The following is a 15,938-nucleotide window of genomic DNA, read 5'->3' as shown; positions in this document are numbered from 1 at the left end:
TACGGATAATTCATGGACGCCGAACTAGTTGGACGCGGTGCCAAAATCAAAAAACGATTGGCTCAGATTTCCGAATCGCTGGACTTTGCTTCCAAATCCGAGCAGGTCAAAAAGATCGAAGCCAAGATGGCCGAGCCCACCTTTTGGGACGACAACGAGTCGGCACAAAAGACCGTCGGCCAATTGAAAGGACTGAAAAGTATTGTCGGTCCTATGAAGGAATTGTCCACCGCCGTCGGCGATTTAGACGCACTGATGGAGATGGCTGACGAAGACGAAGGCTTTCTCGAAGAAGTCAAAACCGAGTTGGAGCGTTTGGAAGGCATCCTCGATGACCTCGAACTCAAAGCACTGCTCAGTGGTCCCAACGACAACGCCGGCGCGATTCTGACCATCAACGCCCGCGATGGCGGTACCGACGCCAACGACTGGGCCGACATGATGCTGCGGATGTACTCCGCCTGGGCCGTCGGCCAAGAATACAAGCTGGAATTGCTCGACCGCCAAGACAACGAAGAAGCCGGCATCAACAATGCCTCGATCGCCATCCGTGGCCCAATGGCATACGGGTACCTCAAAGGCGAAGAAGGTATCCACCGATTGGTCCGGATCAGCCCGTTCAATAGCGAAGGAAAACGCCAAACCAGCTTCGCCGCCGTTAGCGTCGCCCCCGAAATCGATGACTCCGTCGAAATCGAAATCCACGAAAAAGACGTCCGCGAAGACCGTTTCCGCGCCGGCGGTGCCGGTGGACAGCACGTCAACAAGACCGACAGCGCGATTCGATTGACTCACGCACCAAGTGGCGTGGTTGTTCAGTGCCAAAACGAACGCAGTCAGCACCAAAACCGGGCGACCGCATGGAAAATGTTGCGAGCAAAACTGGCCCGCTTGGAAGAGGAGCGACGCGAGGCAGAAGACGCCAAAAGGTACAACACCCAAGCCAAAACCGGCTTTGGTAGCCAGATCCGCAACTACTTCTTGCACCCCGACCAACGCGTCAAAGACGCTCGGACTGGCCACTACGTTGGGAACTTCAATAGCGTTCTCGACGGCAGCGAATTGCAAGGCTTCCTCGACTCGTTCCTCCGCTGGAAAGCAGGGGACGCAGCTCCCGTTGGTGACGAGTAAGCAAGAACACTGGCCGATCGAACCTCAGTGTCGTTCGATCGGCACCGATGTTGTCAATTGCGAAGAAAAGTGATCGTCTGAGCAGGTCGTTGTGGGTAGAATCGCTACCCCCTTGTCTTTCGATGGATCTGCGATGTCAACAAAAGTTCGTTTTCAGTGCAATTCCTGTCCACAAACATTGGCTGTCGACGCCTCCGCGGCTGGAAAAAGCGTTCGTTGCCCCAAGTGCAAAAACATCTGTGTGGTGCCAGCGACTCAGCCTGCCGCGGCACCCCATCGTGCCGGGGCGAATGAGGCAGCCCGCGCCTCCACGTCTGCTAAGCCACCAGCCCCTGCCAAGCCGCAAAACCCTGCCAAGCCGCAAAACCCTGCCAAGCCGCAAAACCCTGCCAAGCCGCAAACCACTGCTAAGCCGCAAACACCTGCCAAGACTCAGGTCCGCTGTGGCAGCTGCAAAACGAAGCTCGCTGTCAAACTGCTCGACCGACCGTCAACGATCAGTTGTCCCAAGTGTGCATCGCAGCTCAAGTTGCCCGCCCACAAGGTTGCTTCTGCCGCAACCCGCGGTCCTGAGGCCATCGCCCGCTCGGAAGCCCGCCCAGCAGCCCAGTCGGAACCTCAGTCAGCAGCGAAAACTCCGGTCGCGTCGCCGGCCCAGCGAGTAAACCCGCCAGCGAATCAACCGACGAGCAAGCCTGCCAACCGTCCGGCGCCATCGACTCGCGAGACCGTCTTGCCGGCGATCCCGATCGGGGCGACCGCCCAAGCGATGGCTCCTGCCGCATCGCCCCAAACCGTAACGCCCATCCAGCCCGAGCCTGATTTCAGTGCCTCTGCTTTCGCGTCGCCTGGTTTCGCTGCACCAGCCGCCCCTGCGAACGGCGGATTTGACGACCCGTTCGCGACAGCCACACCTGCTTACACCACGCAGCCAGCGGCCGACGGCGGTTTTGGGTTTCCGACATCGATGCCCATGCACGCCGCCACTGGTGGGCCACATTCAGCGGGCGGACAACAAGCCAAGTGGCAGCAATCCAAGAGCCCGTCGAGTTGGGTGAAAAAGCACTGGATGGTTGTTGCCATCGGCGTTTCCAACCTGCTCGGTTTGTTGGTGGCGATTGTCTCGTTGCGGTATCTCGTGATGATGGTGTTTCAGCTGCCGATTGGAATCGTGATGGCCGCCTGCCTGTTCATTCCACGCCTGTATGTGATGGATCGTCTCTTCGGCGGAGGCGACAAAAGCGGTTCAGGACAGGGCGGTTCAGGACAGGGTGGTAAAGCTGCGATGAGCGTTGGGGGTGTCGCGGTCGTGATCGTAGGCGTGATCATCAAAGCCGCTTCGCGAATCTCAAGACGGTCCAATGCAGATGTTGATCTGTCTGGGATTGTGCCCGTTCTGGGCGGTTTGTTGGTGATGGCGATTCTCTTTGCAGCTTTCGTCATGCTGTGGAAACGATTCGGCTTTTTTCGCTCCGCAGCAGGGTTTTACCTGGTGCAGTTCTGGCTCACGTTCTTGTTGGGATTGATCGGTCTTGGGGCTGCTGGCAGGATGCCGCCGCGAGAAGATCCGTTTGGCAATTCATCATTCTCCATCGATCGCCAAAGTGGCGACCGCGATCATGACGCGATGCTGAGATACGAAGAAGAAGTGCATCGCCAACATCGAGCGTTGCTTGACCAAATGCGATAGCGAATGGAGACTCACCCCGCAAGCATCATCCCGGCGTTTGTCGCGTTCGCGGGGCTTCTTGGATGATCGCTTTAGGCCGCCAAACCTCGATCGCCAAGTAACTGTTCTAGACGTTGTAATGCGACCAACATCTCGTTCCATTGTCGCACGACGTCCATCGTTGGAAAGCGGACGGGGTGTTCATCGTCGAAGCCAACTTCGCTGACCGTCACTTGATGATCCATCACACGCGGACCCGACTCGCTGATCGATGACGCTTTGCACTGCGAGGTATGTTGCTCGTCATCGACAGGCAGAACCTGCTGCATCGCTTGGTGCACGGCCCACAAGGCCGCCTTTTGACCGGTCTCAGCGTCGACGGTGGTGCGAAGCGTTCCGGATTGCACAAAGTACTTGGCCATAACTGTGTCTCCTACTGAACCGATTCCTAAAGGTGAAACTGGATCGAGAAGCATTCGCTTCCTCCGACACACCATTGATCGCCGACAGCATGACACAACTGGTCCGCACGTGAATTCTCCCCAAAATTGCCGTGTCGTCTGCCAAGATCGTCGCCCCGACGACGAATCGATGGTGCAGTTTAGTAACCCGTTGATTTCCTTGTCCGTGACCGCGAAAGTAGCAGCCTTTTTCAATGTTGTGCGCGAGCACAAGGCGACATCGGAAGAGATCTGCTACTGAAAATCAGCAGGCATCTTAACCGCCTCGTTTCGATTAAACTGGCCGCGTTGATAGCTGACGGCCTATTGATTTTCTAAGTTGTACTGTCCCTATGTCGGCTTTTGCTCCGCAAAAGCAACGGTAGAGAACGCTACATTCGTGGAACGAAAAGCGACACTCGAAAATCAACAGCCTGCTACCCGAACAGCGACGTTCCTTTTCCCCGCACCGTGCTGATGAAACCTGTCCTTAAATGGTTGATTTTCCTGGCGATCGTAGGCGGAATCGGTGCAGCCGTTGCCGGTCCCGCGATGCGATACTGGAAAGAGCGTCATCGCGTTCGCTGGGACACTGCCGAAATCGTCCAAGGCGACATCACACGCTTTGTCAATTCGACCGGTGAGGTCCGTCCGGTACGGTCTGTCTCTGTCGGTTCGTTCGTCTCGGGGCCAATCGTCGAATTAAACGTCGACTTTAACGACGAAGTTAAATCGGGGGATGTGCTCGCGCGAGTCGATCCGCGACTGTTCAAAGCCGAAACGGCTCGCGCCGAAGCCGCCTTGGCAACCCGCAAGGCTGAACTCGAACGCATCGAAGCCGAGCTGCAACAAGCGGTCAATAACTTCGACCGCGGCGAAAAACTACGTGCCAAACGCGAAGGCTTCTTGTCGGAAAGCGAAATGGATTCGCTGACTTTCGAAGTCAAGTCGTTACAAGCCCAACGCAAAGTCGCCGAAGCAACGATCTTGCAAGCTCAAGCGACTCTCGAAAACGCGATGGCGAACCTCAACTACTGCGAAATCACGGCGCCGGTCGACGGCATTGTGATTGATCGAAAAATCGATCCCGGCCAAACCTTGGCGGCCCAGTTCCAAACGCCCGAATTGTTCATCGTCGCACCCGACCTGCGCAAAACCGTCCACGTGTTCGCGTCGGTCGACGAAGCAGACATTGGACTGGTGCAAAAAGCGCAAGCCGAATCCAGACCCGTAACCTTCACCGTCGATGCACATCCCGACATGGTGTTCGAAGGTTCGATCGTACAGATCCGCGTCAGCAGCGCGACAACTCAAAATGTGGTGACCTATCCGGTCGTGATCGAGACGAAGAATCCGGATTTGAAACTGCTCCCCGGAATGACGGCCAGCATTTCTTTTGAAGTCGATTCGATTCAAGACGTACCAAAGCTGCCCAACACGGCGCTGCGGTTCTTTCCCGACGATGCTCAGCAGGTCCGCGAGCAAGATCGCTACCTGATCGACGGGACCACATGGAAGAAACCGACCAGTGATGTTGCCGAAGACGATTCCCTGATGTCTGCCGCTGAAAAAGCCACCCGCCGTCGACAACGGAGCCAACGCCATGTTTGGGTCATCGATGGTGAATTATTAAAGGCCGTGCCAATCGTAACGGGCCTTAGCGAACATGGCTTTACGGAATTGAAATCCGGTGACCTGTCCGCCGGCGATTCACTTGTCATCGGCAAGCAAACCGATTCCGAAAACTCAATGTGATCACGATGTCGTTCTTCGATACCCTACGAACCGCGCTGCGTGCATTGCGAAAGAACAAGATGCGGGCGATCTTGACGATCATCGGTGTCGTGATCGGGATCGCTGCGGTGACGACGATCGTGTCGATCGGCCAAGGCGCCAACCGATTGGTGCAAGGCGAACTTCAGGGCCTTGGAACCAACGTGATCTTTGTCACGCCCGGCCAAAAGCGTGAACGTGGTGTCCTGCGAAACGACGCGCCGACACTCACCGAAGCAGACGCCGACGCGATCGCACTGGAATGCTCCGCCGTGCGTGCGGTGTCGCCGATGATCTGGACCGGCGGACAAGTCATCTTTGGAAACGAAAACTGGAGCCCCAAAGAAATGGTCGGCGTCGGTCCCGATTTCTTGCAGGTCAGGGCATGGCCGTTGGCTGCCGGGTCGTTCTTCAGCGAAGCCGACATGGAATCGAGTGCCAAGGTCTGTGTCATCGGGCAAACCCTGATTGGCAAGTTGTTCCGCACCACCAACCCGATCGGGCAGACCATCCGAATCAACAATGTTCCGATACGCGTCATCGGAATCTTGGCCAAGAAAGGCGCGAACATGGTCGGTGACGATCAGGACAACTTGATCTTGATGCCGCAAACAACCGTGCGAAAACGTTTGGTCGGCGACCCGCTTGATAACATCCACGCGATCATGGTCTCCGCCCGCAGCATGGATCAAATGCATCGGGCAAGCGATCAAATGCGCAATCTGCTGCTCGAACGCCATGAGATTGCCCCGCAAGAAGAACCCGATTTCGAAGTCACCGACATGGAAGAAGTCTCCAGCATGTTGGGCATCGTCACCGGCACACTGACGATGATGCTGTCCGTGATCGCTGGCATCTCGTTGGTCGTCGGTGGCGTCGGCATCATGAACATCATGTTGGTCTCGGTCACCGAGCGGACACGCGAGATTGGGATCCGGATGGCACTCGGTGCCCGCGGTCGCGATATCTTGTGGCAGTTCTTGATCGAGTCGATCATCTTGTCCAGCATCGGAGGACTGATCGGCTTGGCACTGGGTACCGCCCTATCGATGGGCGCCACTGTGGTGATCAACACATACAAGCCTGGTACCGAGTGGCCGATGGTCGTTTCGATTCCGGCCGCGCTCGTCGCAATGGGCTTCGCCGCAATCGTAGGCGTGTTCTTTGGCTTCTACCCGGCGCGTCGCGCCAGCCGTTTGGACCCGATCGACGCCTTGCGATACGAGTAAGTCTGATGGCATTGATCGAGCTGAATGATATTGGGCGCACGTATGACTTGGGCGAAGTCCAGGTGCATGCGCTGCGAAGTGTGACGATGCAAATCGAAGACGGCGAATCGATCGCCCTGGTCGGCCCATCGGGCAGTGGCAAGTCGACACTGATGAACACGCTGGGCTGCCTTGATCGACCGACACGTGGCAGCTATCGATTGGCGGGTGAAGAGATCGTCACGATGACCCGCGACCAGCGAGCGCGAATTCGAAACCGACAGTTGGGATTTGTGTTTCAAAATTTCAATTTGCTCAATCGCACCTCGGCGCTCGAAAATGTCGAACTGCCGTTGATGTATGGGACAAAGGTTTCACCTCGCCAGCGTCGTGACCGTGCCCGAGAAGTACTCGACCTCGTCGGTCTCGGTGATCGCTATCACCATCACCCAAGTCAGCTTTCTGGAGGACAGCAGCAGCGTGTCGCGATCGCGCGAGCCTTAGTGAACCGGCCTTCGATTTTGATGGGTGATGAACCGACGGGGAACCTCGATACCAAGACCAGCCGCGAAGTCATCGAATTGTTCAACCGTCTAAACGAGACCGAACAGATCACCGTGATATTGGTCACCCACGATCTAAACGTCGCCCGCACCGCACGCCGAACCGTCGCCGTCCGCGACGGCGAAATCGTCGTCGACACAACCGACTTCGCCCAAGCAAAAGCAGCGCTCGAATCGGACGAGTCGCTGTAAACGATTGTGACTGAGGAGCACCTTTCGATTGACGAAGAGTTCGCGGTAGGAAGGCCGCGGACGCAATCACATTTCGCGAAAGTCAATGTAAAGTGATCGTCGCTCGCACCAAAACCAATACCGATGGCGCGATAGCGTGCGGTTGCGTGCGGTTGCGTGTCTCATCACAACCTTAGCCGCATGGCGCTAGCCACGGTTCGCCCGCGAGACCATGCCCCAGCAAAACCCCGTGCCTTTGCGACTCCACGCCAGTCCCGCTCAACTAACGGATTGCAAATTGCAAACTGAACATTGCAAATCGCAAATTGGTTCCCGGAACCTGCGTCAAACTAAATGCATCACGCGACTCTTCACCAACACTGGCTCCCCTCGCCGCCCAAACTTGTTTGGGGAGAGGAGCCGGGGGTGAGGGGGAAAAATACGTTCACACCGAATCACTCAACCGCTCGCTATCGCGAATGCGGCTAATAATCGTCGCCCTTCGCCCATCAGCCGATGGCGCGATAGCGTGCGGTTACTCGACACAAAACCATCAGCCGAAACGCGATAGCGTGCGGTTACTCGACACAAAACCATCAGCCGAAACGCGATAGCGTGCGGTTACGTGATGCACCACAACCTAAGCCGCATGGCGATCGCCACGGTTCCCGCGCAGCCCACGCTCCAGCCACATCTCCATGCCTTAGCGTCTCCGCGAAAGTCCCCGTCCAACGTGCCGAACAGTATTGTGTCAGATACCTTCAAGTGAGAACGGGCAAGATAGCGAGGAAAAGGGGAACGCTGATTACACGCTTGACGTTGTCAGTCCTGAAGTAACTCCGACCGGCTGAACGTCGAGTTCCAAGTGAAAAAATAGGCATCCTTGATCAGTCCACTGGCCCAGCCTTGCATGGCTTGATCAGTCACTTTGTCGATCGTTTTTGTGGCAGCGTTGTCTCGATTGATCCACAGTTCGCGTGTTGTGAATCGTACAACGCAAAACATCCAAACCGTTTGCTGTTCTTGTCTGACCGCTTCCAGCAACAGAAATGCCTCTGGATCGGTTCCGGAGGACGACACAAAGGCGAACAGAGCACTGTCGATGGTCGTGGCACTTGTCTCTACCTTTTCTGCGCGGTCATCCAATTCGCGGCATTCACGAGCGACTGGTTGAGGGAGCAAACGAAGTTCATTTTCGACGTTGTCATCGTTGACCTGCATGCCAACATGAAAGCTCCTCGCAAGTCTTCGCATCTGAGAGAGTCGCAGGCTTGGCGAAGTCGCCGGCAGTGGCGCGCCCACAAGCCGTGCGCGATTCGCCGCGTCGTCAGTGGGAATCCAGCGAATTTTGGGCGTCAGCAGGACGTCTTCCAGCGGTTCCGCTGCCAGCGAATGGAATTCATAGAAATCCCTGAACTGTTCTTCGCTCGTTTGCTGAGCCCCGATACATCCAACTGCCTGGATCTTTCCGTTGCCAGTCCACACAAATAGATCGCCGGACCAACCACCTAAACTAGCCCAGCTCATCGCAGGCTTTTCCATCATCACAAACCTCTCGCCCGAATCGCCGGCCGACCGGAGGGTGATCTCGCGTGCGATCGATGCATAGTGATTTCGAAGTGATGCCATCAGGCCAACACCATCGTCTTCTGCATCACTTTGTGAAACGACAAGCAACGTCACAAGCAATGCCAAGAGAAAACGATGCGATACACCAAGCGTTGTTTCTTTGATCATCAACAAATTCCAAGCGGCATGAGGTGATTGATAGACGCTAAGTCTAAGATGGCCGCGAGAACCCGTCAATAAATTCCAACACCGCGTCGCATCAGCCGATGGCGCGATAGCGTGCGGTTACGTGTCTCACCAAATCCCAAACCGATGGCGCGATAGCGTGCGGTTACTCGATACAAAACCATCAGCCGAAACGCGATAGCGTGCGGTTACGTGATGCACCACAACCTAAGCCGCATGGCGATAGCCACGGTTCCCGCGCAGCCCACGCTCCAGCCACATCTGCATGCGCTAGCGCCTCCGCGAGAGTCCCCGCCCAACCAAACCGATTGCAAATTGCAAACTGAACATTGCAAATCGCAAATTGGTTCCCGCCATGCGCGTCCAACAATACGCGTCACGCGTCTCTCTTTCCACACTGGCTCCCCTCGCCAACCAAGCTTGTTTGGGGGAGAGGGGCCGGGGTGAGGGGAAAAACATGTTCACACCGATTCACCCAACTGCTCGCTTTCGCGAATGCGGCTGATAAGCCAACCCGCTCAACAATTCAAGCGTCACTCCCCGATTCCATTCGCACCGCTGTTTGAAATGTGCATGTGACTAGGGAAGCGGCTTGGTATCAGGTTCGATGATCTTGGGGACAAACACGATTGCGAGGTCGTCACGCAGCTTCGGAGCACATCGCATTCCGGGCTTCAGCAAAAACTGTTTGCGTTCAGAATACGACTCTTTGAGAACAGAGCCAATCGATTGCTTCTTCGCTTCATATTCGACAATGATTTGGATGGGCCCATCAGTCTGTGCCGTTGCCGTGATCTGCAAGGCTTGCCCATCATCGAGCTCGATCTTCTTGGGTACACCAGAGTTGAAACTCACTTCGCCAAGATTTTGAATCGGCATTTCCGATGGGATCGAAGGAAATGCCTGGCGGATTTTTGCCTCTTCCCCTGACATCTTGGAACAACCAGTGACCAAGAGTATCGCAAGTAAAAGAGCGTGCCGGCGCAGAAATCGTGTGTTCATCATGACGTTCTGGGCCAAATAAAAACCTCTTCAGGGCGCCGGCAAGCAAAATTGGTTGTTGGAAAACCGATTGCTTGAAGTCGATGCACTATCACAATGTCAACGCGAGACTTCCGAAGTCAGTCACTCGGCATAATTGCTTCTTCTCTACGAAAGCGAAACATGGACGACAGGCAGTCTACCAGCTGTAGATCGATCAAGTTTGATGAAAATCCTTCTCGGACGCTCGCAGCGGCCACGTCGCTTGGAAGGTGTCCGTGAACGCAGCGATGCATGCCGCGATCTCGATCGACTCTCTCAGGCAGCAAGGGCTAGCGAGCCTTGAGAAGACTTGGAGCAAGTTTGTTTCCTAGGAACAAACCGCCGGATGCGGACCTGCATGTCCGGTAGTGTGAGAGGGGGCCGAGAAACCGGGCCCCGATCTCGATATTGGTTCGTCGAATTTACGATCGGCGACGGTTTGCGGTGCGTCGCTCTCACCGCATCTTAATCGATTTGAATCGCCGAGTGCCAATCGCTTTGGGTGTCTCGACAGGCGTTGGATGTCAGCGATACGCTCAGCGACGAAGCGATGCGAGAAATGTCAGAGAGGCTGAAACACTAATCAGCACTAATTCACGCTAATGTCAAGCATTCGTCAGACGGCAAGAACATCCGATCAACGCGGCCAGCAGGACTCGATTAGTGTAGATCAGGGGCGATTAGTGTTCCAAAATTAGGTGCTTGAAATTTCCCGATCTCGGCACGACGAACGTCACGGATCACGCGGTCGCCGCGAACGACTGACCACTTCATTTAACACAACTCGGCGGCTCACGTGCATCGATTGGTTCGCGGTTTAGTCGCGACGGCAGTTTGCAGTTCACCGCTGACGACAAGTTTACCCGATCGGCATTGCGAAGGGTAACGAGTAGCGAATTGGCAGTCGGAACCTCAGGCGTCGGATTGTCTTGAATCGTGCTCGTGCTCAGCAACGCGGTGCTCGTAATCGCAATCGGTTGCCAGGCGTCGGCTTGTCTTCATCGGCCGAGTCGACCGCGCACCGATCAAACCGCGACATCAACTGCGATCAAAAGGAAACAGAAGTTCCGTGAAATCCGATGGGCGAAATTCGAGCGCACCATTCAGCAGCATTGAAGACAGGCGTCGGTCATTGCGGTAAGAACTACCAGCGCGAACGGTTGTGATAACGGGGTCGCGGCCAAGAATCATGAACCCAGGAACCAACAGCATCCGCGACTACCGTTCATCACGTTGTTCGTACGGCCCACACGACGACAGCCAGCAGCATCGTCGCTCGTGAAAAGTTTACTCGATCTGAATCGCGAAGGGTTACAGGACTTGAACGTCAGGCGCCGGATGCTTGCACTCGCTTGTGCGTGTCATCCCAATAATCGCAAATCGACTTACGCGCAATACCCCAAGCGGCATTCACCAGCCAGTCATCCGCGCACCAACTAAACCGCAACATCAAATGCGAATCATAGGAAACAGAGGTTCCGTTGCATCTGCTGGGCTCATTCGAGGGCAACAATCAAACGGTGACATCAAGTGCGATCAACAGGAAACTGCGGTTCCGTGAAATCAGATGGGCGTATTCAAGCACCATGCTCTCGGAAGTCTTATACCGAACTTGCGGCAGTGATGCATAGCACCAGCGCACCTACCCGTGCGAACGTCAGGATTCACGGGGCCGAGCCGTGAGAAGTATGATCTGCCGAAAACACGTGATGCCCGACTCCCGTGCAATCCATTGGTTATCCGCGATTACAGCGGACATTTGTCGAGTATTGCACTACGCGAGTGGAAAGCAAAGACCGAACGTCGCCAGCAACTATTCAGCGCGCGGCCTAGCGTAAAGGAACGGGGGGCGACAACCCGTGCAGCAAATCCAACCGAAGTTTACGAACGTAAAAGCCATGATAGCAATGGCGAACAATCCATGTGGCGTGGGAGCTGCGAGCATATCGGACACAAGACGGTAGGTTGCAAAAAGCAAAAGGCAACACATCACCCCCGCGAGGAATCGAAATATCGGTCGAGCACCGTTCGGTTTCATGCTTGCGGACTTCGGCGTTGTTGAGGAGATCGAGATTGGTTCGTATGGATTCAAAACAGGAGGCTCGTCAACATCACGCAAATCGGCGAACGTCGGCGTTAACCAGGCCCGAGCGGACCGGTCTGTGTTCAAAAGACGGGTTCTTCGAGGGCTCTGGTTCAACGCTTTGTTATCTGCCGGCATTGGGTTTGCGTCGGAATACCTGAGCACCACCAACGATGTCGCCAGAGTGCTTCGACAACGATTCTAGCAGTTGTGTTGAGTCGCATCGGACTGTCGTTGAAAACGTAAAGTGTTCAATCACGGCAGTGACGCCGTCATCAAATAAGTGTTCGCCAATTTTTCGGCCATCAATCATCCACAGGTAAAGGCGATCATCTTCAACGGCTGCAATCGCGAGTCGGCGATATACAATTCGTTCATTGTTCTTCAGTTCGATTTCGACAATTGCGTGAGGATGTTCCTTGGAAATCTCGTGTGTTCGAAAGTTAGCAGCTAGCTGATCGCTATTCTTGCGTGCGGCATCAACCAAAATTGCCGTATACGAACCGTCGCGTTCGATCGACATCTCGAAAGTGCTGATATCGTCAGGAAAGTGGGGATCTGGGGAGGGTATCCACGTGCCAACAAAGCCAAAGTCCCGGTCAGAACAATCCGTGATTACGGCTTCAGTCGGCGCAACCCCAGTCTGTACATTGCAGCCAGTTACGAAGCTGAGAACGCAAAGTAGAAACAGTCGACGCGAATTCATTTTGCTCCTCCGTGGCAGATAACGATTACGATCACGTGGTCGCCGCGAACGACTGACCTCTTCAATGAATACCACTCGGCGGCTCACGTGCATCGGTTGGTTCGCGGTCTACCCACGACGACAGTTTGAAGCTCGCCGCTGGTGACAAGCTTACTCGATCGGCATTGCGGAGGGTAACGAGTGCCGAATTTGAAGTCGGCGCGTCAGGCGTTGGATTGCCTTCAATCGTGCTCGTGCTCAGCAACGCGGTGCTCGTAATCGCAATCGGTTGCCAGGCGTCGGATTGTCTTCCTCGGCCGAGTCGACCGCGCACCAATCAAACCGTGACATCAGTTGCGATCAATAGGAAACTGAGGTTTCGTGATTTCCGATGGGCGATATTCGAGCGCACCAATCAGCAGCATTGAAGATAGGCGTCGGTCTTTGCGGTCACAACTACACGCGCGAACGGTACGGATCACGCGGTCGCCGCGAGCGATCCTCTACTTCAATAACCACGACTCGGCGACTCGTCGTGCATCCGATGGTTCTACCGAATTCTATCCGTTGCCATACCGATTGAGCCAGCGACCAAAGTATTCGGAAATAATCTTCTCACCGTCTATGTTCACGGCGTGGGTTTCGATGGGCTCTAGATCGTCAATTCGCATGAATGTCAGCAGCAATTCATACGCGATTGCATGTTGATCACCGGCCTTCAAGTCCGTGGACAGTCCGTTGCATTGGAACAGTGCCAATAAACGTTGAATGAAGAGATCGACACTCTTTAGCGCGAGTCGCAATGCGATTTCGCGATCATCTTCTGTCAGCGTTGCTGCTGCATCATATTCGACACGATGGAGCCGGCCCATTTGGTTTCGAGATTCTTTTGATGCATTGACATTCGCACTGATCGACGAAGCAACAGACTTCCGGATCGCAAATAGATGCCGTCCAAATACTTCAATAGCGGCCTCGTGCCGTGCGTCGTCATCGTCGGGTAAGTCAGCGTAGGGTATCGAGTCTGGAGGCTTCATTCGGTACACGCCTGGCGACGCAGTTGCACAAAAGGTCGTGGTAGATGCTTACCGGTAGAACGATTTCGATCACGTGGCCGCCGCGAATGACTGACCACTTCATTGAACACAACTCGGCGGCTCACGTGCATCGAGTTGTTCGCGGTTTACCCTGGACGACAGTTTGCAGTTCGCCGCTGTCGACAAGTTTACCCCATCGGCATTGCGAAGGGTAACGAGTTGCGAACTAGCAGTCGGAACGTCAGGCGTCGGATTGTCTTGAATCGTGCTCGTGCTCAGCATCGCGGTGCTCGTACTCGGTTGTCAGGCTTCGGCTTGCCTTCATCGGCCGAGTCGACCGCGCACCAATCAAACCGTGACATCAAAAGCGATCAATAGGAAACAGAGGTTCCGTGAAATCCGATGGGCGACATTCGAACGCAACATTCAGCAGCATTGAAGACAGGCGTTGGTCATTGCGGTCACAACTATCCGCGCGAACGTCCAGCGTCACCCGGTACGCGGAAAAGAGTCACCATCTCAAATCGCCACGACTCGCGTACTCGGGTGCACGCAATGGTTCGTCCGGCTTCCAAGCGGCGACAGGTTGTAGCGAGTCGCTAGAAACTAATTGTACCAAGCCCAAAACATCGCGGGCCAATCGGGCTCTAATTTCAACAGCACCGTCGACAGGCGTCGGACTTTAAATCCTTCGATTCGCGTTCGTTCCGATTTGAAGTCGAGCTTCGTTGCAGCAAGCATTGCAACAAACAGCAGTCGGCAACGAGCATAAGAAATCAGAACCGTTCCATCGATTTCGATCATCAGGAAACACCTGTTCGAACGTCGATCGCTGGGCCAAGTCAAGCATGGGTTAGCAGCAGCATCAACAGGCGTGGGACGAGCATGATCGCGAGCATTGACTCCAGCCACCAGCCGCGACGAACGGTAACGATCACGTGGTCGCCGCGAACGACTTACCACTTCAAAAACCTCAACTCGGCGACTCACGTGCATCGTCGGGTTCGCGAGGTACGCACGACCACAGTCTGCACTGCCACGCTGACGACAAGTCTACCCGATTTGAATCGCCAGGGGGGAACGAGCATTCAATTTGCAGTCGGCACTTCAGGCGTTGGAGCAGATGTCTCGGAGCAAAGATCAAACCGTGACTTCAATTGCAGCAATCAGCTAACGGTTGAAACGTGAAATCAAATGGGCCAGATTTAGCAGCATTGAAGACAGGCGTTGGTTATCGCAGTCGCAACCACCCGCGCGAACGGTACGCGTCACCGGGCGGCGGAAGCCAGGCAACCACTTGTGTAAACTCTCCACCGCCGCTCCGTGTGCACGCGATGGTTATCCGCTCAATCACGACCGTTTAGTCGGTCGCAATGCATTAAACATCCAGCGGACCCAGGTCCGGAGTTCGCGTCGCCGACGCTTGATCATTCTATTGACTCTGTCGTGATACCGTGCAGGAATTGGGTGGTCGAATGAATCATACCACTCGGGCTCAAGCCGATCTATCATCTCGTTGTTTGGGCCCCGTAATATCCAGCCGACATGCGGGTATCTCTCGACTGTGTCCTGAATGAACCGTTGAGCTTCTTCCTCAGTTGCAAACCAAATTGCATGGTCGTCGCCGTGGCGTTCGGGACAACGAGTGCGGAACTGGAGGTGGGGTTTCAGGCGTCTCAGAATCCGTCCTGTGAGCGGGTCAAAGAGTAGAACGGAAAAGTCAGGCAAGGTTTGGAGCAAATTAGACTATGCGGATTTCAGTCGGATAACGATTTCGATCACGTGGCCGCCGCAAACGACTAACCACTTCAATGAACACAACTCGGCGGCTCACGTGCATCGATTGGTTCGCGGTTTACCCACGACGACAGTTCGCAGCTCGCCGCTGCCGACAAGTTTACTCGATCGGCATTGCGAAGGGTAACGAGTTGCGAACTAGCAGTCGGAACGTCAGGCGTCGGATTGTCTTCAGCCGTGCTCTTGCTCAGCAACGCGGTGCTTGCACTCGCAATCGGTTGCCAGGCGTCGGCTTGTCTTCATCGGCCGAGTCGACCGCGCACCAATCAAACCGCGACATCAAGAGCGATCAATAGGAAACAGAGGCCCCGTGAAATCTGATGGGCGAGATTCGAGGGCACCAATCAACAGCATTGACGACAGGCGTCGGTCATTGCGGTCACAACTGCCAGCGCGAACGACCAAAATCACCCGGTCGCGACGAGAGATTGTCCATTGTCAAAACGCCCGACTTCGCGACTCGGGTGCATTTTTTTGTTCAAGTAAGCCGCTACGCGGCGGTTGATTTTGGGAAGCAATCCTGTTGGAAGGAGTGGTTCACGTTGAACCGCTCTGCACACTCCTTCCATCAGGACCTTACGATGGCCAAGTCTAACAATCGCC

Annotated in this window: 11 protein-coding genes; 5 read left to right on the top strand and 6 right to left on the bottom strand. The window is 55.1% G+C overall.

Annotated features, from left to right (window positions below; translation table 11 throughout):
- Positions 1 to 12 precede the first annotated feature (12 nt).
- Positions 13 to 1,131: a peptide chain release factor 2 gene (gene prfB / locus CGZ80_RS23300; RefSeq protein ID WP_094418086.1), complete on the top strand. Its 1,119-nt coding sequence runs from the start codon at positions 13 to 15 to the stop codon at positions 1,129 to 1,131.
- A gap of 133 nt (positions 1,132 to 1,264) precedes the next feature.
- Positions 1,265 to 2,821 (top strand): hypothetical protein, encoded by a 1,557-nt coding sequence (locus tag CGZ80_RS23295; protein ID WP_094418085.1) that lies wholly within the window; start codon positions 1,265 to 1,267, stop codon positions 2,819 to 2,821.
- A gap of 71 nt (positions 2,822 to 2,892) precedes the next feature.
- Here CGZ80_RS23295 and CGZ80_RS23290 read toward each other — a convergent pair whose 3' ends face one another.
- The gene (locus CGZ80_RS23290; protein WP_094418084.1) at positions 2,893 to 3,222 is read right to left on the bottom strand and encodes a hypothetical protein; all 330 of its coding nucleotides are present in this window, start codon (positions 3,220 to 3,222) and stop codon (positions 2,893 to 2,895) included.
- Positions 3,223 to 3,717: 495 nt separating this feature from the next.
- Between CGZ80_RS23290 and CGZ80_RS23285 the strand changes: the two genes are divergently transcribed.
- Genes CGZ80_RS23285 through CGZ80_RS23275 form a run of 3 tightly spaced genes read left to right on the top strand, consistent with a single transcriptional unit; the run spans position 3,718 to position 6,976 of the window.
- Positions 3,718 to 4,995, top strand: coding sequence for an efflux RND transporter periplasmic adaptor subunit (locus CGZ80_RS23285; RefSeq protein ID WP_143544113.1), 1,278 nt, complete (start codon positions 3,718 to 3,720; stop codon positions 4,993 to 4,995).
- Positions 4,996 to 5,000: 5 nt separating this feature from the next.
- Positions 5,001 to 6,242: an ABC transporter permease gene (locus CGZ80_RS23280; protein WP_094418143.1), complete on the top strand. Its 1,242-nt coding sequence runs from the start codon at positions 5,001 to 5,003 to the stop codon at positions 6,240 to 6,242.
- Positions 6,243 to 6,247: 5 nt separating this feature from the next.
- Positions 6,248 to 6,976: an ABC transporter ATP-binding protein gene (locus CGZ80_RS23275; protein ID WP_094418082.1), complete on the top strand. Its 729-nt coding sequence runs from the start codon at positions 6,248 to 6,250 to the stop codon at positions 6,974 to 6,976.
- A gap of 801 nt (positions 6,977 to 7,777) precedes the next feature.
- Here CGZ80_RS23275 and CGZ80_RS23270 read toward each other — a convergent pair.
- The 5 genes from CGZ80_RS23270 to CGZ80_RS28835 form a co-directional block, all read right to left on the bottom strand.
- A complete protein-coding gene (locus CGZ80_RS23270) occupies positions 7,778 to 8,692 on the bottom strand; it encodes a hypothetical protein (protein WP_094418081.1) in 915 nt (304 codons plus the stop codon).
- Positions 8,693 to 9,289: 597 nt separating this feature from the next.
- The gene (locus CGZ80_RS23265; protein WP_233148615.1) at positions 9,290 to 9,643 is read right to left on the bottom strand and encodes a hypothetical protein; all 354 of its coding nucleotides are present in this window, start codon (positions 9,641 to 9,643) and stop codon (positions 9,290 to 9,292) included.
- A gap of 2,297 nt (positions 9,644 to 11,940) precedes the next feature.
- A complete protein-coding gene (locus CGZ80_RS23255) occupies positions 11,941 to 12,339 on the bottom strand; it encodes a hypothetical protein (protein WP_094418078.1) in 399 nt (132 codons plus the stop codon).
- A gap of 722 nt (positions 12,340 to 13,061) precedes the next feature.
- Positions 13,062 to 13,538, bottom strand: a complete 477-nt coding sequence (locus CGZ80_RS23245; RefSeq protein ID WP_094418076.1) for a hypothetical protein — start codon at positions 13,536 to 13,538, stop codon at positions 13,062 to 13,064.
- Between the two features lie 606 nt (positions 13,539 to 14,144).
- On the bottom strand, positions 14,145 to 14,342 hold the full coding sequence (locus CGZ80_RS28835; protein WP_094418074.1) for a hypothetical protein: 198 nt from the start codon (positions 14,340 to 14,342) through the stop codon (positions 14,145 to 14,147).
- Positions 14,343 to 15,938: the final 1,596 nt, after the last annotated feature.

The organism is Rhodopirellula sp. MGV, from assembly GCF_002251265.1.
Lineage (GTDB): Bacteria > Planctomycetota > Planctomycetia > Pirellulales > Pirellulaceae > Stieleria > Stieleria baltica_A.
Note: the sequence above shows the minus strand (reverse complement) of the source record. Positions and strands in the feature narration are given on the sequence as shown.